The 24,832-nt window shown below is 66.6% G+C and carries 17 protein-coding genes; 11 read left to right on the forward strand and 6 right to left on the reverse strand.

The genetic code is table 11. From position 1 onward, the window contains the following. The first annotated feature begins 219 nt into the window (after positions 1-219). The 3 genes from LRK53_RS09375 to LRK53_RS09385 all read left to right on the forward strand — a co-directional run bounded on the left by LRK53_RS09375 (position 220) and on the right by LRK53_RS09385 (position 5,021). On the forward strand, positions 220-1,491 hold the full coding sequence (locus LRK53_RS09375; RefSeq protein ID WP_081666587.1) for an esterase/lipase family protein: 1,272 nt from the start codon (positions 220-222) through the stop codon (positions 1,489-1,491). A 135-nt stretch (positions 1,492-1,626) separates the two neighbouring features. Continuing rightward, positions 1,627-3,912, forward strand: coding sequence for a TonB-dependent receptor (locus LRK53_RS09380; protein WP_027492245.1), 2,286 nt, complete (start codon positions 1,627-1,629; stop codon positions 3,910-3,912). A gap of 74 nt (positions 3,913-3,986) precedes the next feature. Continuing rightward, entirely contained in the window at positions 3,987-5,021 is a 1,035-nt protein-coding gene (locus LRK53_RS09385) for an extracellular catalytic domain type 2 short-chain-length polyhydroxyalkanoate depolymerase (RefSeq protein WP_027492246.1), read from the forward strand. Positions 5,022-5,078: 57 nt separating this feature from the next. Here LRK53_RS09385 and LRK53_RS09390 read toward each other — a convergent pair whose 3' ends face one another. Then, positions 5,079-6,101, reverse strand: a complete 1,023-nt coding sequence (locus LRK53_RS09390; RefSeq protein ID WP_081666535.1) for an IS110 family RNA-guided transposase — start codon at positions 6,099-6,101, stop codon at positions 5,079-5,081. A gap of 1,108 nt (positions 6,102-7,209) precedes the next feature. Here LRK53_RS09390 and LRK53_RS09395 point away from each other — a divergent pair. Together LRK53_RS09395 and LRK53_RS09400 are read left to right on the forward strand one after the other, a co-directional pair. Then, the gene (locus tag LRK53_RS09395) at positions 7,210-10,518 is read left to right on the forward strand and encodes a PAS-domain containing protein (RefSeq protein WP_027492699.1); all 3,309 of its coding nucleotides are present in this window, start codon (positions 7,210-7,212) and stop codon (positions 10,516-10,518) included. A gap of 191 nt (positions 10,519-10,709) precedes the next feature. After that, positions 10,710-12,323, forward strand: a complete 1,614-nt coding sequence (locus tag LRK53_RS09400) for a glucosyltransferase domain-containing protein (protein WP_027492698.1) — start codon at positions 10,710-10,712, stop codon at positions 12,321-12,323. A gap of 50 nt (positions 12,324-12,373) precedes the next feature. Here LRK53_RS09400 and LRK53_RS09405 read toward each other — a convergent pair whose 3' ends face one another. Continuing rightward, positions 12,374-13,033 carry a response regulator transcription factor gene (locus tag LRK53_RS09405; RefSeq protein ID WP_027492697.1) on the reverse strand — a complete coding sequence of 220 codons (660 nt, stop codon included), beginning with the start codon at positions 13,031-13,033 and terminating at the stop codon, positions 12,374-12,376. 151 nt (positions 13,034-13,184) lie between these two features. Between LRK53_RS09405 and LRK53_RS09410 the strand changes: the two genes are divergently transcribed. From LRK53_RS09410 to LRK53_RS09420, 3 genes are all read left to right on the forward strand, one after another. After that, a complete protein-coding gene (locus tag LRK53_RS09410) occupies positions 13,185-14,975 on the forward strand; it encodes a 3-hydroxybutyrate oligomer hydrolase family protein (RefSeq protein WP_081666610.1) in 1,791 nt (596 codons plus the stop codon). A gap of 76 nt (positions 14,976-15,051) precedes the next feature. Further along, complete coding sequence (locus LRK53_RS09415; RefSeq protein WP_027492695.1) at positions 15,052-15,561, forward strand: peptidylprolyl isomerase; 510 nt, start codon at positions 15,052-15,054, stop codon at positions 15,559-15,561. A 164-nt stretch (positions 15,562-15,725) separates the two neighbouring features. After that, positions 15,726-16,148, forward strand: coding sequence for a YidB family protein (locus LRK53_RS09420; RefSeq protein ID WP_027492694.1), 423 nt, complete (start codon positions 15,726-15,728; stop codon positions 16,146-16,148). Positions 16,149-16,187: 39 nt separating this feature from the next. Here LRK53_RS09420 and LRK53_RS09425 read toward each other — a convergent pair whose 3' ends face one another. Next, positions 16,188-16,442: a GlsB/YeaQ/YmgE family stress response membrane protein gene (locus LRK53_RS09425; protein ID WP_027492693.1), complete on the reverse strand. Its 255-nt coding sequence runs from the start codon at positions 16,440-16,442 to the stop codon at positions 16,188-16,190. A gap of 162 nt (positions 16,443-16,604) precedes the next feature. Between LRK53_RS09425 and LRK53_RS09430 the strand changes: the two genes are divergently transcribed. From LRK53_RS09430 to prpE, 3 genes are all read left to right on the forward strand, one after another. After that, a complete protein-coding gene (locus LRK53_RS09430) occupies positions 16,605-17,804 on the forward strand; it encodes an aminotransferase class I/II-fold pyridoxal phosphate-dependent enzyme (RefSeq protein WP_027492692.1) in 1,200 nt (399 codons plus the stop codon). Positions 17,805-17,882: 78 nt separating this feature from the next. Next, positions 17,883-18,869 carry a malate dehydrogenase gene (locus tag LRK53_RS09435; protein ID WP_027492691.1) on the forward strand — a complete coding sequence of 329 codons (987 nt, stop codon included), beginning with the start codon at positions 17,883-17,885 and terminating at the stop codon, positions 18,867-18,869. Positions 18,870-19,025: 156 nt separating this feature from the next. Continuing rightward, positions 19,026-20,918 carry a propionate--CoA ligase gene (prpE, locus tag LRK53_RS09440; protein WP_235642014.1) on the forward strand — a complete coding sequence of 631 codons (1,893 nt, stop codon included), beginning with the start codon at positions 19,026-19,028 and terminating at the stop codon, positions 20,916-20,918. 122 nt (positions 20,919-21,040) lie between these two features. On the opposite strand, the gene ahpF is transcribed toward prpE, so the two are convergent. The 3 genes from ahpF to LRK53_RS09455 form a co-directional block, all read right to left on the reverse strand. Further along, a complete protein-coding gene (gene ahpF, locus LRK53_RS09445) occupies positions 21,041-22,627 on the reverse strand; it encodes an alkyl hydroperoxide reductase subunit F (protein ID WP_027492690.1) in 1,587 nt (528 codons plus the stop codon). A 130-nt stretch (positions 22,628-22,757) separates the two neighbouring features. Next, positions 22,758-23,321: an alkyl hydroperoxide reductase subunit C gene (gene ahpC, locus LRK53_RS09450; RefSeq protein ID WP_027492689.1), complete on the reverse strand. Its 564-nt coding sequence runs from the start codon at positions 23,319-23,321 to the stop codon at positions 22,758-22,760. A gap of 182 nt (positions 23,322-23,503) precedes the next feature. Further along, positions 23,504-24,820 carry a dicarboxylate/amino acid:cation symporter gene (locus LRK53_RS09455; RefSeq protein ID WP_027492688.1) on the reverse strand — a complete coding sequence of 439 codons (1,317 nt, stop codon included), beginning with the start codon at positions 24,818-24,820 and terminating at the stop codon, positions 23,504-23,506. Positions 24,821-24,832: the final 12 nt, after the last annotated feature.

The following is a 24,832-nucleotide window of genomic DNA, read 5'->3' on the forward strand; positions in this document are numbered from 1 at the left end:
TGATCGAGTCTCTGCTCGTCATTCCAGCAAAAGCTGGAATCCAGTGTCCTCAAACCGTAGCCGAGGCACGGGATCCCCGTTTGACCAGCCTTCGGCTGTTGAAAGGCACCTCGCTGGGATGACGTCTTGTTCAGGCCTTCCTTAGACGACCTAATCTCACTTGAAGGTTATTGCGCTTCCGCAAGTCAATAAAATCCGTAAGAATCACAGGAGCATCTCATGCGCAAGCTACGAGTCACCCGATTCTTTCGTCCGGTATCTTTTGGCATCAAGAGAGCAGTGATTGTCGGAGCCGGGATATTCGCCATCGCGTTTGGCAGTTCGGCAGCCGCTGGCTCCACGACGCTTGAGGCCAGTTACAGTTCCAATATCCAGAATGGCTGGGAACGTGTCGAACGTTGGCGCGATACCGAGCCTGCATTTACTCAGGAGTCTTTCCCCACTGACGGACGGGGTGATCAGTCGGGTCAACGTGTGACGTTCTTCGGCAGCAGCAAACCGAATTCATCACGATTCCTCATGTATTACGCACCCGGCTGGAGCAGCAATACCAAACCGGTGCCAATATTGCTCGTGCACGGAGCGAATCAGGATGCTGATCTCGCGTGGGCCAATCCGAACGAAGCTGGTGGCTATGGCTGCGGCCGTGCGAGCTGTCCCACGACTGGCATGATGCAGTCGCTTTCAGCCGATGGCTACAAGGTATTCGCGCTGGGCCTGGCCCACAAGAATGGCGATGGCTATTTCTGGTCAGAGCAGATCGCGGATGCTGTTGCCATAATCAGAAGTCGCACCGGCGCTACACAGGTTGACGTGGTTGCCTGGTCCAAGGCGGCTTCCAATGCGCGGATGTACATTTCAAACGTGAAGAAGACCTGGGGTACAGCCTATCGAGGAGATGTTCGTCGTCTGCTGCTGCTCGGTTCGGCCAACAACGGAATCGACTTGTCTTTCCGTCATGGCTGGAGTTTCAGCCTTGTCGTTTATCCCGCGTGCGGCGGCGTCATCAATGGCCCAACCCCGCACAATCAACTGATGTGCTACGGTTTTTTCCATGACGGAGCGGAGTGGACCTATGACTCCGCTTATTTTCCTGGCTCGGCACAATTGCTGAAGCGATGGGACTCGGTTTATCCGCTGCCAACCTATGAACAGGACTGGTACACGACTTATTTTGGTGGCCAGGGATATTATAGCAAAGGCCCAGGTATCGACGCCTATATGGGTAAATCACTGGTCGACGTGATTCGCAACTCACCATCGGCGCCAGGTGTTCGCGTGTACAACTTGTGCGGCAATCAGAACGACATAGCGCTCTTGCATAACGAACACACAGGGCCATCGGATGGCGTTGTTTTTATCCAGAGCTGCCGGGATGTAGTAGGTATTGCTAATGATGGTGGTGGTGCCACCATTGCGGTCAACCACCTGGAGCTGGGATGGGAGCCGCTTGCGATCGCCCAGGTCAAGGCCTGGCTGGATGCACCCTGACTGGACAGAATTTGAATCCGTCGCGAACGCAGCGGCGGCACTGTACCAAGGTACAAGTGCCCAGCTTCGCGTGCATGCCTAAGCTCCCTTCATCGGCATTCGCGTGAGCGATGCATTCACTGCAAAGGGGACGTCATGAAACGCACGCATCTGAGTTCGGCAATCGGCCTAGTTCTGGGTCTGGCCCTGGTGGCGCCACTGCAGGCACAGCAGACGAACGAGGATGCCAGTGCCAAGCCGACGGCGGCGAAGCAGGCCGAGGCGAAGCAGCTGCAGGAAGTGACGGTCAGCGCGCGTCGCCGCGACGAGTCGCTGGAAAAGGTGCCGGTCGCGGTCACCGCGTTCAGCGGCGAGGACATGAAGGACCTGCAGGCGAACAGCGTCGATGGCCTGCAGGGCGCGGTGCCGAACATGAACATCGTGCAGGGCCGCGGTTCGTCCTCGGCGGTGAACATCTTCATCCGCGGCATCGGTCAGCCCGACGCGCTGCAGACCTTCGATCCGGGCGTGGGCATGTACGTCGATGACGTCTACTACTCGCGCATCCAGGGCGGGTTGATCAGTCTGTTCGACGTCGAGCGCGTCGAAGTGCTGCGCGGTCCGCAAGGCACGTTGTACGGCAAGAACTCCACCGGCGGCGCGGTCAAGGTGGTGACGAGGAACCCGGGCGACAGTACCGAGGGCTCGGTCGAAGCCGGTTTCGGCAAGTTTGGCCGGCGTGAGGGCAAGTTCTATCTCGGCGGTCCGCTGGGCGACGCATGGTCGGCCTCGATCGCCGGCGGGTTGGCCCAGACCGACGGTTACGTCACCGATCCGTCCACCGGCCACAAGTACAACGACGAGGACAACAAGTCCGTGCGCGGCAAGCTGCGCTACCACCCGTCGGAGCATTTCGATGCGGTACTCAGCCTCGACTACACCAAGCAGGACACCGGCCTCACGCTGGGTCAGCCGGTCTCGGTGCTGAAGCGCACCGACCTGGTGTTTGGCTCGGTGAAGCTGTACACCCCGAATCCGGACCAGAAGTACGATTTCAGGACGCGCACCTCATTCAGTCCGGACAAGGGCCAGCAGCTCAAGCACGAAGGCGCCGCGCTGAACCTCAACTGGAAACTGTCCGACCGCTGGAACCTCAAGAGCATCAGCGCATTCCGCAAGCTCGACAGCGATTCCTACGTCGACATCGACGCCTCGCAGTTCCAGTTGGGCGACGTGCTGGTCGACTTCCGCCAGAAACAGGCCAGCCAGGAGCTGCAGCTGCAGTACGACAACGGCAGCAACCTGCAGGCGGTGTATGGCCTGTACTGGTTGCGCGAGACCGTGCCGTCGCACCAGGAAGCGTACGCCAGCGACCTGTTCGCGCTGGCCGGTAGACGGATCAATTTCCTGCGCACCATCGACGACGATCTCACCACCACCACCTACGCCGGCTTTGCCCACATCAACTGGGAGTTCGTGCCGAGCTGGACGCTGGCCGCGGGCGTGCGCTACAGCAGCGACCACAAGGATTACGACCGCAGCACCAGCACGTTCTGGGGCGTGCCGTTCGGCAGGTTGAACGAGACCGTGGCCTTCAACGCGAGCAAGCGCTGGAATGCTTGGACGCCCACGCTCAGCCTGCAGAAGCAGCTCGATCCGCAGACCATGGTCTATGCCTCGGCCAGCCGCGGCTTCAAGTCCGGTGGCTTCAACGGCCGCGCCAACACCAAGGCCGAAACGAAGAGTGCCGAGTACAACCCCGAGTACGTGTGGACCTACGAGCTGGGCCTGAAATGGCGTTCGGCCGACAACAAGCTGCAGGCGAACCTGGCCGCGTTCCACAGCAACTACACCGACTTCCAGGCCCGCGTGTCGGAAGTGCAGAACCCGGGCTCGATCACCCCGACCTTCGCCTTCCCGGTGATCAACGCGGCCAAGCTGAAGATGGACGGCATCGAGTTCGAAGGCGCCGCCGTGTTCGGCCAGGGCACCCGATTGTCGGCCCAGGTCGGCTACATGGACGCGCGCTACGCCAAGTTCGTCGACCATCGCCTGAATCCCAGCGACCCGTTGTACAACCCGCGCCTGCACGACCACGTGCCGTTCTCGCCGACCTGGACCTCGCGGGTTGCGGCCACGCAGGCCTTCACCCTGGGCGACGGCAGCGCCATCACCATCGGCGCCGACTGGTCGTACCGCAGCGAAACCTGGCTGAGCGTGGACAACTACGACGCCTTGAGCCAGAAGGCCTACTCGGTGACCGGCCTGTTCGGCATCTACGACTCCGCCGACGGCCACTGGCAGTTCCGCACTGGCGTGCGCAACCTCGGAGACAAGGTCTACAAGACCGATGGCCAGGAGTTCTCCAGCGTTGGCAATATCCGCACCGCGTACTACGGTATGCCGCGCAACTGGTACGCCAACGTGCGCTACAACTTCTGATCCACGCCGAGCCGCAGGAGCCCGCTGGCGGGTTCCTGCGGATACTTTGTGAACCTGCAAGACGGAGCGAGCCGATGAATACCCGATGGGTAGCCCGCCTGCTGTGGCTGGCCCTGCTGGCCAGCGGCGGCGTTTGTGCGAAAGACACCGGTTCGGGCCTGCCCGGATTGAAGCTGGACCCGGCGCGCACCGCCGTGGTCGGTCTCTCTTCCGGCGCCTACATGGCCGGCCAGGCGCAGATGGCCTACCCGGAGCTGTTCCCGAACGCGGCCCTGGTCGCGGGCGGCCCGTACGGCTGCGCTGGTGGCAAGCTGGACGTGGCACTGGGCAGCTGCATGAAAGGCACGCCGGCACCGGACGTGGCCGCGCTGGTGGCCCATGCCGCGAAGCGCTCGGCGGCGGGCGAGATCGGTGCGCTGAAGGATCTCGCCCATGCGCACGTCTATCTGCTGCACGGCAAGGACGATGCACTGGTGGCCCCTGCGGTGGCAGAGGCGGGGGTGCAGTTCTACCGGCAACTGCGCGACGCCACACCGGCGCTGAAGGGCATGCAGGTGCACGACGATGGCGCACGCGCGTTCGCACACAACCTGCCGATAGCCGCCCGCGGCGACAATTGCGACAAGTCGGTGGCGCCATATCTGGGCCACTGCGGCTTCGACGCGGCCGGCGAGATCTTCGCGCAGATGTTCGGCAAGCCGGCACGCTCGGCAGACAAGGCGCAAGGCGAGCTGCGCACGTTTGACCAGGACGCGCTGCGCCCGGAGGGCGCCGATGCGTTCCTGGCCGGCACCGGCTACGTCTACCTGCCGCCAGCTTGCCTCGCTGGCAAGCCCTGCGGCCTGGTGGTGGCGTTCCACGGCTGCAAGCAGAACGCCGATGCGGTGGGCAAGGCCTTCGTCGAGGACGCCGGCTTCAACCGCTGGGCTGACGTCTACGCCGTGGCGGTGCTATATCCTCAGATCCGCGCAAGTTTCGCGCCCTTGAATCCGCAAGCATGCTGGGACTGGTGGGGATATTCCGGAGCCGACTACGACACACGCCAGGGCGTACAGCTGCGCTGGGTGGTGAATGCGGTGCGGGCGCTGGGGATGCCGGCGGGGCATTGATGGCGGGGCGCCTCCGCTTCCTCCGCCGGCTGTCTGTAGATACCGTCTCGTTCCGCGTTATGCAAGCGAGCATCCAGGTGATGCGTGCGCAGAGGCAACGAGGCGGTGTCTGGGGTAGTCAGGATCAAACAGCGAGTTGGTATGGATGACGCCCCAGACTAGGTGCAGGAGCTTCCGCATGGCGGCACACACGGTCACGATGGGGAGCTTCCCGCGTGCGAGCAACCGTTCGCAGAAGGCACGAACCACGGGGTTGTGGTTCTTGGCGCAGATGGCGGGAAAGTAGAGTTTGGCGCGCAAGCCGGGGGCACCGGTTTTGGAGATCCGGACCTGTCCCTTGAGCGTGCCCGACTCGCGCCGTGCCGGGTTGAGGCCGGCGAAGGCGACCAGCTTGCCCGGCGCGTCGAAGCGTCGCAGGTCGCCCAGTGCGGCGAGCAGGGAGGCCGACGTGGTCTTGGCGATGCCGGGGATGGACGTCATCAACGCCGCGTCGTAGCGCAGCTGGGGATCCTTGTCGATGTGATTGTTGATGCGCTGCTCCAGCGCCTTGATCTGCTTGCGCAGTTCCTTGAGCGACGCTTCCACCGAGTCGCGTACGGCGTCATTGGCGACGTCGAGTCGGTTCGCTTCCATCCGCTCCATGCCCTTGAGATCGTCCAGCCGTTCGACCAGCGCGCGCAAGGTGCGCTGGGCCGCTGTCGGCGGCATCCACGGCGCCATCGGATGGGTGCCGGCCTGCTGACTGGTGGCGAACTGCGCAATGAGCTTGGCGTCTGTGCGGTCGGTCTTGGTTCGCGTCAGCTGGCTCTTGCCGAAGTACTTTACTTGCGCCGGATTGGCCACGTAGACCGTCTTGCCTTGCTGTACCAGGAAGATGGCCAGTGCCTCGTGATAGATCCCCGTCGCTTCCATGCACACCGCCGCTTCCGGCGCGTGCTTGTCCAACCAGGTCATCAACTCCTGGAAGCCTTCTTCACGATTGGCCACCTTGGCGCGTGTCTGGAATTTGCCCGGCTTGGCCAGACCAACGGCCACATCAAACGTGGCCTTGGCCACATCCACTCCCACAACGTTTGTCATCGCCTTACCTCGCATGGTTTGTTCCGATCACCATGCTCATCCGGCTGATCCTTAGGTGTGCAGGCTCACGCCAGTGGCGGGCCGAGGGTACCGTTCAAACTTCTGGATGAGCGAAATCGGAACCGGGGTGTGCATCTACGTCACGGGCTCGAAGCCAAAGGAGCGCATCGGCATCACCCGGTTCCCCCGATGATCAGTCGGGAATGCTCGACCCTGACAGGTCGGACATCAAGACCTAAGGAGCGCACTTCGTGCGCGATGCTCTTGCTTCGTTCAGAGCGAGAAGCATCAGAGGCAAGAGCTTTCGTGCGCCTCTGGCGCCCGAGTTACTTTCTCTTTGCGTGGCCAAAGAGAAAGTAACCAAAGAGAAAGGCCACCCCGCTTGCGCGCTTTCCGGGCATCGGGCAACTGCTCCTGCGTTGCCTCCACTCGGGCATCCATGCCCTCGCCATGCCCGGAAAGTTCGCGGACGGGCTACGGGGTTTTTCGACAGCACATCGGGCAACCGCTCCCTGCGTTGCCTCCACTCCGGCATCCATGCCGTCGCCTGTGCTGGCGAAAAACTGGCCGGCATCCTTGCCGGCCACCCTGCGGGCTTTCCTTCGCCCGTCCGCCGCTGCAGAGGGGCCCCGGGTAGGGCAGCGCGCTCCCAGCGCGCACTCTTCAGAGGAGCCAGATCAAGAGCGGGAGCAAAGCCACGGCGAAGCGCCGCTTTGCCGTGGCTTTGGCTTTTCAGCTCTATCACCGAGTGCGGGCCAGGATGGCCCGCTGCTCTACCCGGGGTCCCCTGCGCGGCGGTGAGACGGGGTCGACAGGCCGCGCAGCGGGAGCCGACAGGGATGTCGGCTCCTTTTCGCGCGGGCAGGAGCCCGCTCGAAAAGCCCGGCCCCGGCTCACGGACTTGCCGCCCATGGATGGGCGGCAAGCGCCAAGCGGGGTGTCGTTTTCTCTTGGTTACTTCTCTTTTGGACAAGCAAAAGAGAAGTAACTCGCCCTCCGAAGGAGGACGAAAGCTCTTTGCTTTGAAGCTTTCGTCTCACCAGAAACAGCAAACAACAGCATCGCAACTGAAGTCGCTCCTGCAGTGGTTTCCACGGGTGCGCCCCACATGCTGAGCGCCAGCGTCATCGCCATCGCCGCGCTGTGCTGGCTCGGCCTGCTGTTTGGCGTGGCGCTGCTCGGCGAGCGCCGCCCCCACATTTTCGAGAAGCGCTGGGCGATCGTGTACGCGCTGTCGCTGGCGATCCACTGCACCTCGTGGACGTTCTACGGCACCGTGACCCAGGCCAGCCGCTCGGGCTGGTGGCTGCCGCCGACCTTCGTCGGGGCGATCCTGATGTACCTGTTCGCGCTGGGTTTCCTGCGCCGGATGGTGCAACTGGTGCGCGAGTACAACGCCGGTTCGCTGGCCGACCTGATCGCGGTGCGGCTGGGGCGGCACCCGGGACTGGCGGCGCTGGTCACGGTGGTGGTGGTGATCGGCATCGTGCCGTACATCGCGCTGCAGCTGAAGGCGGTGGCGATGAGCTACGGCATCCTCAGTCACGGCCAGCTGGCCGAATCCAGCCCGTGGCAGGACAGCGCGCTGTACGTGGCATTGCTGATGGCGCTGTTCGCGATGCTGTTCGGCACCCGGCGCGCCTCGACCATGGCGCACAACCGCGGGCTGGTGCTGGCGATGGCGTTCGAATCGCTGTTCAAGCTGGGCGCGATGCTGGCGCTGGGCACACTGTTGTTCGCCGCGTTGCCGGCGGATCTGCCGGCGAACGTACCGGCGCCGCCGGACAGCAGCGGCTTCCCGGCGCTGATCCTGCTCGGCGCACTGGCGATGTTCACCATGCCACACCAGTTCTACGCCGGCATCGTGGAATGCCGCGAGGACGGCCAGCTGCGCACCGCGCGCTGGCTGTTTCCGCTGTACCTGCTGCTGATCTCGCTGCCGATCCTGCCGCTGGCGCGGCTGGGTGACGCGTGGCTGGGCGCGAGCGGCGTGTCGTCGGACATGTACGTGCTGGCGCTGCCGCTGGCGCGCGGCGAACACGGGTTGGCGCTGGTCGCTTTCCTCGGTGGCCTGAGCGCCGCCACCAGCATGGTGGTGATCGCCACGCTGACCCTGAGCCTGATGGTGGTGAACCACTTCGTCGCGCCGCTGCGGGTGCGGGCGGGCTGGGGTCGCGACGAGCACGGCGATCTGCGCGGCGAACTGCTGAATTACCGGCGCGTGGCGATCCTGGTGGTGATCCTGCTGGCCTGGGCCTACAGCAGGCTGCTGGCGGGCAACGAGGCGCTGGCCGACATCGGCGCGATTTCGTTTTCCGCGCTGGCCGGCTTGACCCCGGCGCTGCTGGCCGCGGTGTACCGGCCGCAACTGGGCTCGCGCGCGGTCATGGCCGGGCTGGCCGCCGGCACCCTGGTGTGGCTGTATGCGGTGCTGCCGGCATTGCTGTCGTCCATGCCCGCGTGGCTGCACGACGGCCCGTTCGGCCTGCACTGGCTGGCGCCGGACGGCCTGCTCGGGCTGGGCAACTGGAACCGGCTCGGTCGGGCCGTGGTGGTGAGCCTGCTGCTCAACGTCGCGGTGATGCTGGCGATGGCCGGTTCGCGCTACGGCAGGGTGGCGCGCACGGTCAGCGTGGGCGATGTCGGTCTGGTCGAACTGCGCGCACTGGCGGCGCGCTTCCTGCCGCCGGAACGGGTCGAATACCTGTTCGCCAGCGCGCCCGCCGCGGGGCCGGCCGGCAGCGCGCGGGTCGCCGAGGTCGAGCACGAGCTGGCTGCGGTGATCGGCGCCGCCTCCGCGCGCCTGTTGCTGGAGGTGGTGCACCGGCAGGGCCGCGACGACCTCGATACGGTGGTCGCCATCGTCGGCGAGGCGGCGCAGGACCTGCGCTTCAACCAGCGCGTGCTGGAGGCGGCGCTGGAGAACATGAGCCAGGGCATCTGCGTGGTCGATGCCGAGCTGCGCCTGGTGGCCTGGAATACGCCGTACGCGCGACTGTTCGACTATCCGCCGGAGATGTTGCAGGTGGGCCGGCCGGTGGCCGAGCTGACCCGCCACAACATCGATATCGGCATGCTCGGCCCGGGCGAGGTGGAGCAGCGCGTGCAGCGCCGGCTGGCGCACATGCGCGAGGGTACCCGGCATCTCTCCGAGCGGCGCTTCCCCGACGGCACCATCGTCGAGATCCGCGGCAACCCGATGCCCGGCGGCGGCTTCGTGGCCACCTTCACCGACGTCACCGCGTTCCGCCAGGCCGAGGCGGCGCTGAAGCGCATCAACGAGACGCTGGAACTGCGCGTGGAAGCGCGCACGCGCGAACTGGCCGCGGCCTCGGCCGAGGCGCAGGCGGCGAACGAGGCCAAGAGCCGCTTCCTCGCCGCGGTGACACACGACCTGATGCAGCCGCTGCACGCGGCGCAGCTGTTCGCCCATGCGCTGACCGAGCGCGGCGGCGACGCGGCCAACGCGCGGCATCTCAACGGCGCGTTGGCCGCCACCGAAGGCCTGCTCACCGGGCTGCTCGACGTGGCCCGGCTCGAAGGCGGGCGGCTGCACCCGCAGCCGCGCGCGTTCGCGCTGGCCGAGGTGCTGGATCCGCTGGCCGCCGAATTCCGTGCCATCGCGATCGACCGCGGCGTGCGGCTGGACGTGGTCGGCACGCGCGCCTGGGTGCGCTCCGATCCGCAACTGCTGCGCCGGGTACTGCAGAATTTCCTGTCCAACGCGCTGCGCTATGGCGAACGCGGCCGCGTGCTGCTCGGCACGCGCCGGCGCGGTGGGCAGCTGCGCATCGAGGTGTGGGACACCGGCCCCGGCATCGCGCCGGAGGAGCAGCGGCTGATCTTCCAGGAGTTCCGCCGCGGCAGCGCCGCGGGCGGGCAGGGTCTGGGCCTGGGCCTGTCGATCGCCCAGCGGATGGCCGACCTGCTTGGCCATCCGCTCGGGCTGCGTTCTTGGCCCGGACGCGGCAGCGTGTTCCATGTCGACGCGCCGGTGGCGCAGGCCGTGGCGCGATCCGCGCCGCCCGCGCATGCGCAGCAGCCGCTGCCTGCCGGTCGCGCCTTGCTGCTCGACAACGAACCGGCGGCGCTGGCCGCGCTTGGCAGTCTGCTCGCCGGCTGGGGCTGGCACGTCCACGTCGCCCGCAACGCCGAGCAGGCGCTGGCCGCACCGTGGCGGCCCGACCTGCACATCCTCGATTTCCATCTCGACGGCGGGCAGACCGGGCTGGACGTGTGGCATCTGCTGCGCGCCCGCTACGCCGACGTGCCCACCGTGATGCTCACCGCCGACCGCGACGGCGAATTGCGCCAGCGCCTGCTCGAAGCCGGAGTGGGGGTGCTGTACAAGCCGCTGAAACCGCTGGCGTTGCGGCAGGTGCTGCAGCGGGTGATCGCGGGCGCGGAGCGGGCCTGACCGGCATGGCGGCGACCATGGGTACTTCCGGTCGCCCGTGTCGATCCCTCATCATTCCGGCAGGGCGATCCAAGCGGCGGCGCCCATTTTCCGGTGGAATTTCCGATGTGGCAGACATGCCTGACGACGTGGGCTGATACTCCCCGAGACCCATGCGGTGCCGTGGGCGCCGCAGCAGCGAGTCCTGCACCATGAGCCAGCCGATGCCGCAGGACATACCCGGCGCTGGCGGCGCCGCTTCACGGCGCGTCGGCCGCGACGTCTTCGTCATCCTGCTCGCGCTGTACGTCCTGATCCTTTACCCGATCCTGCGCGCCAACCGCTATTACATGGACGACCTCAAGCGCGCGCTGATCGGCCATACCGGCTGGGATTCCAATGGCAGGCCGCTGACGACCCTGCTGATGAAACTGCTGCAGTGCTACGACTCGGCACTGGTCGACCTCTCCCCGCTGACCCAGATCGGCGCCGTCGTAGTGCTCGCGTGGGCTGGCGCGATGATCGCGCGCCGCTACGCCATCCGTTCGCCGTGGGTGGCCGCCCTGGTGGCGTTTCCGCTGGGTGCACAGCCGTTCTACCTGGAGAATCTTTCCTACAAGTTCGATGCCCTGAGCATGAGCATGGCGATGCTGCTCGCCCTGCTGCCGCTCATCGCGCTGAGGGATAACCGCAACGGATGGTGGTGGGGCGTGCTGGCGATTTTCGCCAGCCTCTGCTTCTACCAGGCTGCCATCAATGCCTATCTGATCTTCGTGCTGCTGGAGGTGGTGCTTGCCCAGTTGCATGGGGAGGAATTGCGGCGCTGGACCAGGCAGCTCCTGGCACGGGTAGGGCAGGTCGGCCTCGCCATGCTGGTCTATCAGGTGCTCGTCGGTATCCACATCCACGGCTGGGTGAAGCAGAAGGCGGAGCGGATCCACGGCTTGCACGACCTGCCGCTGATCAAGGACAACATCGTCGATTTCTACGGGTTCATCGGCAGCAGCTTCAACCGCCACTGGTGGATGTATTTCGCCCCGGTCCTGGTGTTGCTGGCGCTGTTTCCCGTGGCGATCGGTCTGCGTTATGCGCGGCGGGTTCGCCACGCGCATCCGGCCTGGGTTGGCGCGATGCTGTTCGTGACCGCCTTCGCGCTGCCGCTGGCGGCGCTGCTCTGCGTGGCGGGGCCCATGCTGGTGCTGCTCAAGCCGGAGATCGAGCCGCGCGTGCTGGTGGGCGTGGGCGCCCTGCTGGCGGCGGCACTGATCGTCATGCAGGCGGCCCTGCGGCAATGGCATCGCTCGGTGCGGTGGGTGGTGGCCGTCGCCGGCATGCTCGCCCTTGGCATGTGCGCCATCGCCAGCGTCTACGGCAATGCCATGGGCGAGCAGAAAAACTACGAGGAGCGGATTGCCGCGCGACTGGCCGACGACCTTGCCGAGCTGGGGGCCGCCGGGCCGCTGCGCGGCTACCTGCTCGACGGCACGGTGGGGTACGCGCCCCCCGTGGCGCACGTCGTGGAGCAGTTCCCGCTGGTCCGCGCGCTGGTGCCGATCTATCTTTCCGTGGACGACATGTTCGCCAGCCACAATTTCCTCAACTACTACGTCCCCGAGCTGGTGGACATGCGCTACCGGACCGACCCGGTGGCGACGCAGCGGATGACCGCTATCCTGGCGGAGGCCTGCACGGCACCGGTGGCTCGGCGCACCCGCGCCTACACCCTGCGCCTGGTGGACGATACCGTGGTGGTGACGTTCGGCTCCGTGCTTGCGCAGTGTTGCGCCGACGGCACGGGCGCCGACGCGAGCCTGCCCCGGATGTAGCGGGCGGCGGATGCGTGGCGCGATGCACGGCGATCGGCACCGTGCCGCGCTCAGGCTTCCCGCGTTGGGGTTTCCAGGTCCAGCGAGCGCAGCGCCATCCCGGCCTGCGTCCGGTTGCGCACCTTCAGTTTCTCGAAGATGGCTGTGACGTGCGCCTTGACCGTGCGCTCCTGGATACCCAGGCGGTCGGCGATCTGCTTGTTGAGCAGGCCTTCGGCGAGCAGTGCCAGCACGCGCGACTGTTGCTCGGTGAGGCGGGCGAGGCGGCGGGCGAGATCGGTGTCGGCGGGGTCGGCCGGCAGCGCGGCGACGGCGTCGGCGAGGCCGGGCGGCAGCCAGCTGCCGCAGTCGAGCACGCTGCGGATCGCCACGCCGATCTCGGCCGGGCTGGCGCTCTTGGGAATGAAGCCGGCGGCGCCATGGTCGAGTACGCGGCGCACGATGCGCGGGTCGTCGTGGGCGGACACCACCAGCACGGCCACGCCGGGATGCTGCCCGCGCAACGCGGCGAGCCCGGACAGGCCCCGGCTGCCGGGCATGTGCAGGTCGAGCAGGACCAGGTCGGTATCCGGTTCGGCGGCCAGCGCGGCGAGTACCCCGGGCAGGTCGGCCGCTTCGCGCACGCTGCAGTCGTCGAGGTTCTCGCCAGCCGCCAGACGCAGCGCGGCGCGGAACAACGGGTGGTCGTCGGCAATCAGCAGGCTGGTCATGGGGCGAAGTTAGCGGGCGGCGCGCGCCGCGTCGAGTTCGCTGCATGGACTTTCGTACGATGGCCACCGCTGCCGTGCTTGCTATGGTGGCCGCATGCAGACCCTCGCCCGTCGTTCGCCCCTGCTGTTCTTGTTCACGCTGGCATCGGTCATGCTGTCGGCTTGCGCCAGCCACGGGACGAGGAAGGTATCCACCATGCATGAAGTCGATTACGGCCAGGTGCGGGTGACCGAGCACCGCGGCCACGACGACCTGTTGAGCGCGGGCCTGGGCCTGGCCGGGCTGGCCGGGCCGCTGTCGCCATTCACCAACCCGCTGGATCCCGGCGCGGAAGAGCTGCGCCGGCGCGCGATCCAGACCAGCTGGAAGGGCATCGCCGATCTTGGCCCGCTGGGCGGCTACGGCCGCGTGTATGGCGGCGTGCCGGACGTGCCGGGGCGCGAATACCAGGCGTTCGCGCGCATCCCCGGCGCCCGTTCGCCGCATCGCGTGCTGCTGCAGGTGCCGGACCGCTTCGATCGGCAGAAACGCTGCCTGGTGGTGACCGCCTCGTCCGGTTCGCGCGGCATCTATGGCGCGATCGCGCTGGCTGGCGCCTGGGGCCTGCCGCACGGCTGCGCGGTGGCGTACACCGACAAGGGCACCGGGGCGGGTTACTTCGATTACGCCGACGACAGCGGCGTGGCGCTGGACGGCCGTCGCGCGAAACGCGGCGAGGCGGAACTGGAATTCCAGCCGCCGCCGGCGTCGCCCGCTGCGGGTGTCGCGATCAAGCATGCGCATTCGGGAGACAACCCCGAGGGGGACTGGGGCCGCCACGTGATCCAGGCGGCGCAGTTCGGGCTGGCCATGCTCGACCGCGCGTTTCCCGGCGAAGCGCCGTTCACGCCGCAGAACACGAAGATCATCGCCGTCGGCATCTCCAACGGCGGCGGCGCCGTGCTGCAGGCGGCGGGACTGGACCAGGAACACTTCTTCGCCGGCGTGGTGGCGCTGGAGCCGAACGTGCACGTGAAGGACCGCGGCCGCGCGCTGTACGACTACGCCACCGAGGCGGCGATCTGGTTGCCGTGCGCGTTGAGCGCGGAGCTTTTTGCGCCGGTGCCGCTGGCGCGCGGACCGCGCGGCGTGCCGTTGCCGGCCTGGCCGATCCGCTGCGCCAGCCTGCGCGTGCAGGGCAAGCTCGGCGGCAACACCGTGGCCGTGCAGACGGAACAGGCGCGGCAATACCTGCACGCGCGCGGCTGGACCGACGAGGCGATGCAGACGGCGGCCAGCACGACCGCCTTCGACCTGTGGCGGGTGATCGCCGCGGGCTACGCCTCCGCCTACCTGCGTCGCGGCGCCACGGACATGCCGTGCGGCTTTCATTACGCGGCGATCGGTGCGGGCGGGCTGCCCGGCGTGGCCGATCCGGTGACGCGGGCCAGCTGGTGGGCGGATGGCTCGGGCATTCCGCCGGGCAATGGCATCGGCCTGTTCGGCGGCATGAACGTCTCGGCCGACCCCACCCTCATCGGCAGCGAATGCCTGCGCGCGCTGTGGACCGGCGATGATCCCGAAACGCAGATGCTGCACGCCGCGGTCGCGACCACCGCGGCGCGGCTGCCGCGCAAGGATCTGCCGCTGTGGGTGCTGCACGGCGCCGGCGACGGCCTGCTGCCCACCGCGTTCAGCTCCGAACCGTACGTGGCGTGGCTGCGCGACGAAGGGCGCCGGCCGATCTACTGGAAGGTGCCGCACGCGCAACACTTCGACGCGTTCCTGGCGCTGCCCGGTTTCGGCGAGCACTACGTGCCGCTGCTGCCGTATGGCTACGCCGCGCTGGATCGGCTGTGGGCCTATCTGTACGAAGGCGCGACGTGGCCGCTCGACGCGCCAGTGCCGGCCGCCCGGCCGCGTGGAGCCGGCCCGTTGGAGCGGGCCGCGCTGGGTCTATAGATATTGCTGGGTTATCCTTGACCGTCCACGTGCCGGCGCGCCGGCACGCAGCCGCCTTCAGACCCAAGGATTTGCGATGACCATCAACGTCACCTTCACCACCAACCGTGGCCCGATCCACCTGCGCCTGCACGAAGACAAGGCGCCGGTCACCGTTGCCAGCTTCGTCAACCTGGCCCGGCGCGGTTACTACGACGGCCTGTCGTTTCATCGTGTGATCGCCGACTTCATGATCCAGGGCGGTTGCCCCGAGGGCAGCGGTCGTGGCGGTCCGGGCTACAAGTTCGAGGATGAGTTCAACCCGTCGCTGCGCCACGACAAGCCGGGCGTGCTGTCGATGGCGAATGCCGGCCCGCGGACCAATGGCAGCCAGTTCTTCATCACCCACGGTCCGACGCCGTGGCTGGACGGCAAGCACAGCGTGTTCGGCGAGGTGGTCGGCGCGGCCGACATGGACGTGGTCAACGCGATCCGCCAAGGCGACACGATCGAAAAGGTTACTGTGGACGGCGACGTCGATGCGCTACTGGCGGCACAGGCCGACCGCGTGGCGGAGTGGAATGCGGTGCTCGACCGGCGCGGTTGAGTTTTGCGATCAGGGTCACCGGAAACCGCCGGCCGTCAGCCGGCGGTTTTTTTTGCGGCTTTTCCCCGACAAGGTCTTCACGAAATGTTGTCGTGGCGAATTTCGTGACGGCTTATGATCGGCTGGCCTCGCGCTCGATTCATCACCATCCAAGGAGAACGACCATGTCAATTCTCAACGATCTGCTCGGTGGCCAGGAGCAGGGACAACAGCCGGGTACCGGTTCACTGATCGCCGTCGCGGGGCAGCTGATCGAGAAGGCCGGCGGCGTACAGGGCCTGGTCGGCATGCTGCAGCAGCACGGGCTGGGCGGCGCGGTGCAGTCGTGGGTTGGCACGGGTGCGAACCAGCCGGTGTCGGGCGACCAGTTGGGCCAGGCGCTGCAGAACGGTGGTTTGGGTTCGCTGGTGCAGGAGGCGGCAGGCAAGCTGGGTATGGAGCCGAATGCCCTGTTGGGCGGGTTGTCGAAAGTGCTGCCGCATGCGGTCGATCATCTGACGCCGGATGGCCAGGTGCCGGGGCAGGCGCAGGGCAGCGGTTTCAACCTCGGTATGCTCGAAGGGCTGGCCGGCAAGCTGCTTGGCTGAAGATCGTCCCGATGGAGCAGCACTCCACCGGGACGGCGGTCAGGTCGACTTGCGCCTGACCAGGTGGTACAGCAGCAGCAACACGATCGCGCCGATCACCGAGGCGATGAAACCGGCGGATTGCCCTTGCTGGTACCAGCCGAACAGGTTCTGGCCGGCCCAGGTCGCCAGCAGCGAACCGGCGATGCCGATGATGGCAGTAATGATGAAGCCGCCCGGGTCCTTGCCCGGCGTCAGCAACTTGGCCACCAGGCCGACGACCAGTCCAATCACGAATACCCAAAGCCAGTGCATGCGGATCTCCTTCGCTGGTGAGGTCTCACGGCACCCGTTCCGCGGGCGCGCCCATCATGCCCGGATCGTGTCGCCGCGGCGTGTAGAGCCCTGCAGCCAGCGCCCGCTTCGGGCGGCGTGATAAAATGTGCACCTTTGCTTCCTTCCCTGCGTGAGAACTCCATGCCCCAGCTCGCCCAGCGTGTCGGCCGTGCCAAACCCAGCGCGATCATGGTCATCGCCGAGAAGGCGAAGCAGCTCAAGGCTGCCGGCCGCGACATCATCAGCTTCTCCATCGGCGTGCCGAATTTCCTGCCGGGCGAGCACGTGTATGCCGCCGCGCGCGAGTCGCTGTCGCACGATTCCGGCCAGTACGGCAGCAACCGCGGCGCCGACGCATTGCTGGATGCGTTCCTGAAGCACATCGAGGCGCTGGGTTTCACTGGCTATACGCGGGTGAACCTGTCGATCGGCATCGGCGCCAAGCAGGTGCTGTACAACCTGGCCGAGGCGCTGCTGGACGAGGGCGACGAGATCGCCTTCGCCGCGCCGTACTGGACCACCTACCGCGACATCGCCGACATCGTGGGCGCGAAGACCAACGTGATGTATTGCGGGCCGGAGCAGAACTACAAGCTGACCCCGGCCCAGCTCGACGCCGCGCTGGCGCGCAAGCCGAAGGTGTTCCTGTTCAACAACCCGTCCAACCCGACCGGCATGGTCTACACGCGCGAGGAGATCGCCGCGCTGGCCGAGGTGCTGGCGAAGTACCCGGACACCTGGGTGATCACCGACGACATCTACAATGCGATGGTGTTCGACGGGCTGGGCTACCACAACTTCGTGCACACGAAGCCGGAGCTGCGCGAGCGGGTGATCTTCGTCGACTCGGTGTCCAAGACCTACGGCATGCCGGGCTGGCGCGTGGGCCTGCTGGCCGGGCCGGAGTCGGTGGCCAAGGCGATCACCACGCTCAATTCCAACCACATCACCAGCCTGCCGGAAGTGGTCACCGCCGCCGCCGTCGCGGCCCTGTCGGGCCCGCAGGACATCCCACAGGCCAAGTGCAAGGATTTCGCCGACCGGCGCGACTCCGTGTTCGCTGCGCTTACCGCCATCCCCGGCGTGGTCTGCCCGCGGCCGCAGGGCGCGTTCTACGCGTTCCCGGACATCTCGGTGGCGTTCGGCAAGAGCCACGGCGGCACGAAGATCGGCAACGACGTGGAGTTCTGCGCTGCGCTGCTGGAAGCCACAGGCGTCGCCTGCGTGCCGGGCTCCGCCTTCGGCGAGCCGCGCGCGATGCGCATTTCCTACACCTGCCCGGCCGCACAGTTGCAGCCCGGCCTGCACCGCATCCAGCAGTTCTTCGCCGAACTCGCTTGAAGCCCGGGTTCTTCAACCGAATCCCGAATCCCGTATCCCGTATCCCGTATCCCGTATCCCCAATCCCGGAGAATCACGATGAAAGCCCCCGTTCGAGTTGCCGTTACCGGCGCAGCCGGCCAGATCGGCTACGCCCTGCTGTTCCGCATCGCCGCCGGCGACATGCTGGGTTCCGACCAGCCGGTGATCCTGCATCTACTGGAAATTACCCCGGCGCTGCCCGCGCTGCAGGGCGTGGTGATGGAGCTGAACGACTGTGCCTTCCCGACCCTGGCCGGCGTGGTCGCCACCGACGATGCCAACGTCGCGTTCAAGGACGTCGATTACGCGCTGCTGGTCGGCGCCCGTCCGCGCGGCCCGGGCATGGAGCGCAAGGACCTGCTGGAGGCGAACGGTGCGATCTTCGGCCCGCAGGGCAAGGCGCTGAACGCGCACGCCAAGCGTGACGTGCGGGTGCTGGTGGTTGGCAACCCGGCCAACACCAATGCGCTGATCGCCCAGCAGAACGCACCGGACCTGGATCCGAAGTGCTTCACCGCGATGGTCCGACTCGACCACAACCGCGCCAAGAGCCAGCTCGCCGAGAAGACCAGCAAGCACAACACCGACGTGAGGAAGATGACGATCTGGGGCAACCACAGCTCTACCCAGTATCCTGACCTGCATCACGCCACCGTCAACGGCAAGCCGGCGCTGTCGCTGGTCGACCAGGCCTGGTACGAGAGCGACTTCATTCCCACCGTGCAGCAGCGCGGCGCGGCGATCATCAAGGCGCGCGGCGCTTCCTCCGCCGCCTCGGCCGCGTCGGCCGCGATCGACCACATGCGCACCTGGGCGCTGGGCACGGAAGAGGGCGACTGGGTCTCGATGGGCATTCCGTCGGACGGCTCCTACGGCATCGCCCCTGGCGTGATCTACGGCTACCCGGTGACGGTGAAGAACGGCAAGTACGCCATCGTGCAAGGCCTGGAGATCAGCGCGTTCTCGCGTGCCCGCATGGACGCCACCGACAAGGAACTGCGCGAAGAGCGCGCCGGCGTCGAGCATCTGTTCGCGAAAAAGTAAGCGCCCCAGTTCATCGCAGGCGAACGAGGGCGGCCATGGCCGCCCTCGTGTTTTCTGCCTGGGCTGCTCCGGCCACCGGCGACTACGACCATCGTCGCGATGATGCAGCCGCCGGCGTGTTCTAGGCTTGCGGCAACCAAGCTCCGGAGTCCGCCCATGCGTTACGAGAATTTCTATCGGCAGTCGATCGACGAGCCGGAGCAGTTCTGGGCCGAGCAGGCGCGGCTGATCCACTGGGATACGCCGCCGCGGCAAATCCTCGACCAGTCGAATCCGCCGTTCCGCCGCTGGTTCGTCGGCGGCACCACCAACCTCTGCTACAACGCGATCGACCGGCACCTGGCCGAACGCGCGGAGCAACTGGCGCTGGTGGCGATTTCCAGCGAGACCGGCATCACCCGCGAGTTCACCTACCGCCAGCTGCATCGCGAGGTGAACGTGTTCGCTGCGGTGCTGCAGTCGCTGGACGTGGGCAAGGGCGACCGCGTGGTGATCTACCTGCCGAACATCGCCGAGGCGGTGTTCGCCATGCTGGCCTGCGCGCGCATCGGCGCGATCCATTCGGTGGTGTTCGGCGGCTTCGCCGCACACAACCTGGCGCTGCGCATCGACGACGCGCAGCCGAAGCTGCTGGTCTGCGCCGACGCCGGCATGCGCGCGGGCAACGTGATCCCGTACAAGCCGCTGGTCGACGCGGCGCTGAACGAGTCCTCCGCACCGCCGCCGCACGTGCTGATCGTCGACCGCAAGCTGGACCCGCAGATGACCCGGGTGGCCGGGCGCGACCTCGACTATGCCGAGCTGCGTGCGCACCACGAGGGCGCCGAAGTGCCGGTGGCGTGGCTGGAATCGAACGAACCCAGCTACCTCCTGTACACCTCCGGCACCACCGGCAAACCGAAGGGCGTGCAGCGCGACGTGGGCGGCTACGCGGTGGCGATGGCGCTGTCGATCCGCACCGTGTTCGACATCGCGCCGGGGCAGGTGATATTCGCCACCTCGGACGTGGGTTGGGCGGTGGGGCATTCCTACAACGTCTATGGTCCGCTGATCGGCGGCGCCACCTCGCTGCTGTACGAGGGCCTGCCCACGCGACCGGATGCAGGCATCTGGTGGCAGCTGTGCGAGCGCTACAACGTGCGCACCCTGTTCTCCTCGCCTACCGCGATCCGCGTGCTGAAGAAGCAGGACGAGAGCTGGCTGAAGAAGTACGACCTGTCGAAGCTGAAGTGGCTGTTCCTCGCCGGCGAGCCGCTGGACGAGCCGACCGCGCAGTGGATCACCGACGCGCTCGGCGTGCCGGTGATCGACAACTACTGGCAGACCGAGACCGGCTGGCCGGCGATCACCCTGATGCCGGGGCTGGAACTGAAGACGGTGAAATTCGGCTCGCCCGGCCTGCCGGCGCCGGGCTACCGGATGAAGGTGATCGACGAGAACAGCGGCAAGGAAGTCGCCGCCGGCACCAAAGGCGTGCTGGTGTTCCAGCTGCCGCTGCCGCCGGGCTGCCTGACCACCGTGTGGCGCGACGACGACCGCTACGTGCACAGCTACTTCAGCCACTTCCGCGAGCTGTTGTACAGCTCGCTGGACTGGGCGGTTCGCGACGAGGACGGCTACACGTTCGTGCTCGGCCGCACCGACGACGTGATCAATGTGGCCGGGCACCGCCTGGGCACGCGCGAGATCGAGGAGTCGGTGGCCAGCCACCCGGCGGTGGCCGAAGCGGCGGTGGTCGGCGTGAAGGACGAGCTGAAAGGGCAGGTGCCGATCGTGTTCGCCACCCTGAAGCAGGATACCGGTAACGGCGCTGGCGCGGTGGCGAAGGCAATGCAGCAGCGCGTGGTCGACCAGCTCGGCGGCGTGGCGAAGCCGTCACGTGTCTACGTGGTGAGCGCGCTGCCGAAGACCCGCTCCGGCAAGCTGCTGCGCCGCTCGCTGCAGGCGCTGGCGGAGCAGCGTGACCCGGGCGATTTGTCTACGCTGGACGACCCGAGTGCGCTCGACGACATTCGCCGTGCATTGGAACGTGGCCCCGACCAGGGTTGATGACGTAGGGCGGGCGCTGCCCGCCGGTTTGCTTTGCGCCGTGATTGGCAGTGGATCAGGAGCGGCGGGCGGTGCCCGCCCTACAAAGCGCCCTCTCCCTCCGGGAGAGGGCTTCAAGCAAATCAGGCTGCGACCGTCTTGGCCACCGGCGCCGGGCTGCGAATCAGGTGGTCGAATGCGCTCAGCGCGGCGGTGGAACCGGCGCCCATCGCGATCACGATCTGCTTGTACGGCACGGTGGTGGCGTCGCCGGCGGCGAACACGCCGGGCAGCGAGGTCCGGCCGCGCGCGTCGATCACGATCTCGCCGCGCGGGCTGAGTTCCAGCGTGCCCTTCAGCCACTCGGTGTTCGGCAGCAGGCCGATCTGCACGAAGATGCCTTCCAGTGCGAGGCTGTGCATCATGCCGTCGGTACGGTCCTTGTAGACCAGGCCGGTGACCCTCTGCCCGTCGCCGAGCACTTCGGTGCTCTGCGCGCTGACCACGATGTCGACATTGGACAGGCTGCGCAGCTTGCGCTGCAGCACTTCGTCCGCACGCAGCCTGCCGTCGAACTCGACCAGGGTGACGTGGGCCACCAGGCCGGCCAGATCGATCGCCGCCTCCACGCCGGAGTTGCCGCCGCCGATCACCGCCACGCGCTTGCCCTTGAACAGCGGGCCGTCGCAGTGCGGGCAGTAGGCCACGCCCTTGTTGCGGTACTCCTCTTCGCCAGGCACGCCCATCTGCCGCCAGCGCGCGCCGGTGGAAAGGATCACGGTCTTCGACCTCAGCGTGGCGCCGTTGGCCAGCCGGATCTCGACCAGGCCACCGGTGGCGTCGCTGGCCGGAACCAGCTTTTCGGCACGCTGCAGGTTCATCACGTCCACGTCGTAGTCGCGCACGTGCTGCTCCAGCGCCGCGCCCAGTTTTGGGCCTTCGGTGTACGGCACGGAGATGAAGTTCTCGATCGCCATGGTGTCCAGTACCTGGCCGCCGAAACGCTCGGCCGCCACGCCGGTGCGGATGCCCTTGCGCGCGGCATAGATTGCCGCCGCGGCGCCGGCGGGCCCGCCGCCGACGACGAGCACGTCGAACGCGCCCTTGGCCTTGATCTTCTCGGCCTCGCGGACGCTGGCGCCGGTGTCGAGCTTGGCCAGGATCTGCTCCAGGCTCATGCGGCCCTGGTCGAACAGTTCGCCGTTGAGATAGACGGTGGGAACGGACATCACTTGGCGCGCCTCGACCTCGCCCTGGTACAGGGCGCCGTCGATGGCTACGTGCTGGATCTTCGGGTTGAGCACGCTCATCAGGTTCAGCGCCTGCACCACGTCGGGGCAGTTCTGGCAGGACAGCGAGAAATAGGTCTCGAACTGGTAATCGCCATCGAGATTGCGTACCTGCTCGATCACCTCCGCTGCGGCCTTGGACGGATGTCCGCCGACCTGCAGCAGAGCGAGCACGAGCGAGGTGAATTCATGGCCCAGCGGAATGCCGGCGAAGCGCACGCCGATGTCGCTGCCGACGCGGTTGATCGCGAACGAGGGCTTGCGTGCATCGTCGTCGCGACGCACCAGGCTGATGCGGTCGGACAGCGAGGCGATCTGCTCAAGCAGCTCGTTCAGTTCGGCGGACTTGGCGCTGTCGTCCAGGGACGCAACGATCTCGATCGGCTGCGTGACCTTTTCCAGATAGGCCTTCAACTGGGTAGAGAGATTGGCATCCAACATGGCAACTCCGTGGGTTTCTTCAGGGTGAGTACGGCCAGCACCCGGGCGGGCCGGGCGTTGCTTAGCAGTCGTGTTCCGGTGGGGCGGGCCCGGACGGACTCCGGGCCCGCGGCGCATGGCGCGGTGACGCTTAGATCTTGCCGACCAGGTCCAGCGACGGCGCCAGGGTCTTCTCGCCTTCCTTCCACTTGGCCGGGCACACTTCGCCCGGGTGGCTGGCGACGTACTGCGCGGCCTTGACCTTGCGCAGCAGTTCCTTGGCGTCGCGACCGATGCCGCCGGCGGTGATCTCGACGATCTGGATCTTGCCTGCCGGGTCGATCACGAAGGCGCCGCGATCGGCGATGCCGTCGGCTTCGATCAGCACGTCGAAATTGCGCGAGAGCTGGTGGGTCGGGTCGCCGACCATGGTGTACTGGATCTTCTTTACCGCGTCGGAGGTGTCGTGCCAGGCCTTGTGCGCGAAGTGGGTGTCGGTGGATACCGAGTAGATCTCCACGCCCAGCTTCTGGAACTCGGCATAGTTGTCGGCCAGGTCCTCGAGTTCGGTCGGGCAGACGAAGGTGAAGTCGGCGGGGTAGAAGAACACGACCGACCACTTGCCCTTCAGGTTGGCGTCGGTGACTTCGATGAACTTGCCAGCCTTGAGGGCCTGGGCCTTGAACGGTTTCACTTCGGTGTTGATCAGGGACATCGTTGCTTGCTTCCCATGGTGGTTGGAGGATGAGGGGATGTTACGGCCCGTGATTGGATAAATCTAATTGATTATCGGCATTGGTTCGATTGGCTATAACTATCGAGTGAACCATACGCATCTGAGGCCGGACGGGGCGACCTCAAGCCCCGCCCGTCCAGTCATGTTGTGCGCGAATGGGGTTACGGCGCCGCAGCGAGGCGGTCGCGCAGTTGGTAATCGACCACGGTGGCGGTGACGATGTCGCTGCCCACGTTCACCGTGGTGCGCATCATGTCGAGGATGCGGTCGACGCCGATGATGATGCCGATGCCCTCAGGCGGAATGCCGAACGTCGCCAGCAGGCCGGCGATCATTGGCAGCGAGCCGCCGGGGATGCCGGCCACGGCCACCGCGCTGAGGACCGACAGCAGCATCAGGATGGCCTGGTGGCTCAGGGTGAGCTCCACGCCGAATGCCTGCGCCACGAACAGCACCACGCATCCCTCGAACAATGCGGTGCCGCTCATGTTCATGGTTGCGCCCAGCGGCAGCACGAAGCCGGCCGTGCTGGGCGCAAGCTTCAACTCGTCATGCGCCACCGCCAGCGAGGCGGGCAGGCAGGCGTTGCTGGAGCTGGTCGAGAACGCGGTGATCAGCAGCGGCCGGATCTGCCGGAAATAGGCCAGCGGCGAGCGCCGTGCCAGGAAGCGCAACCACAACGACATCGTGCCGAACAGGTGCAACGCCAGCGCCACGGTGCAGCCGACCACGAACACCGACAGCGCCAGCAGCACGTCCACGCCGACCTTGACGATCACGCTGTAGATCATCGCCGGCACCGCGTACGGCGCCAGCTCCAGCGCGAAGCCGACGATCTTCGTCATCAGGTCGGTGAGGGTGTCCAGCGCCATCTGCACCCGCTTGCGCTCTATCTCGCGCAACTGGGTGGCGGCGGCGCCGACCAGGATCGCGAACACGATCAGCGGCAGCACGTCGCCCAGCGCGTCGCGGCTGGGGCCTGCCACTGCGCCGAGCAGGTTGCGCGGCATGAACATCTCCACCAGCGTGCCGAAACTCACGCCAGGTTGCGCCGCCTTCTTGTTGATCGTCTGCTGCGCGCTGCTGCCGTATTCCTGCATCAGCTGGCTGCGCGCCTCCTCGCTCAGGCGATGGCCCGGCTGCACCGTGTTCATCATCACCAGGCCGATCGCCACGGCGATGCCCATGTTGAGGAAGAACAGCAGGAAGGTCCGGCCGGCCAGCGGACCGAGCCGGTCCAGCCGACCGAGCTGGGCCACGCCGGAGGCCAGCGAGGTGAACACCAGCGGGATCACCACGAAGAACAGCATGCGCAGGAAGATCTGCCCGAACGGGTCGAACACCGCGCTGGAAATCTTCTGCATCAGCGCCAGCGAGGCAGGGTGCCACTGGCCGATGCCCAGCGTGACCACGGCGGCAACCACGCCGATCACCAGGCCCCAGAGGATGCGTTTTGCGAGAGGAATCGATGTACTCATCCGGTTGAATGT

It is taken from the genome of Rhodanobacter thiooxydans (genome assembly GCF_021545845.1).
GTDB lineage: Bacteria > Pseudomonadota > Gammaproteobacteria > Xanthomonadales > Rhodanobacteraceae > Rhodanobacter.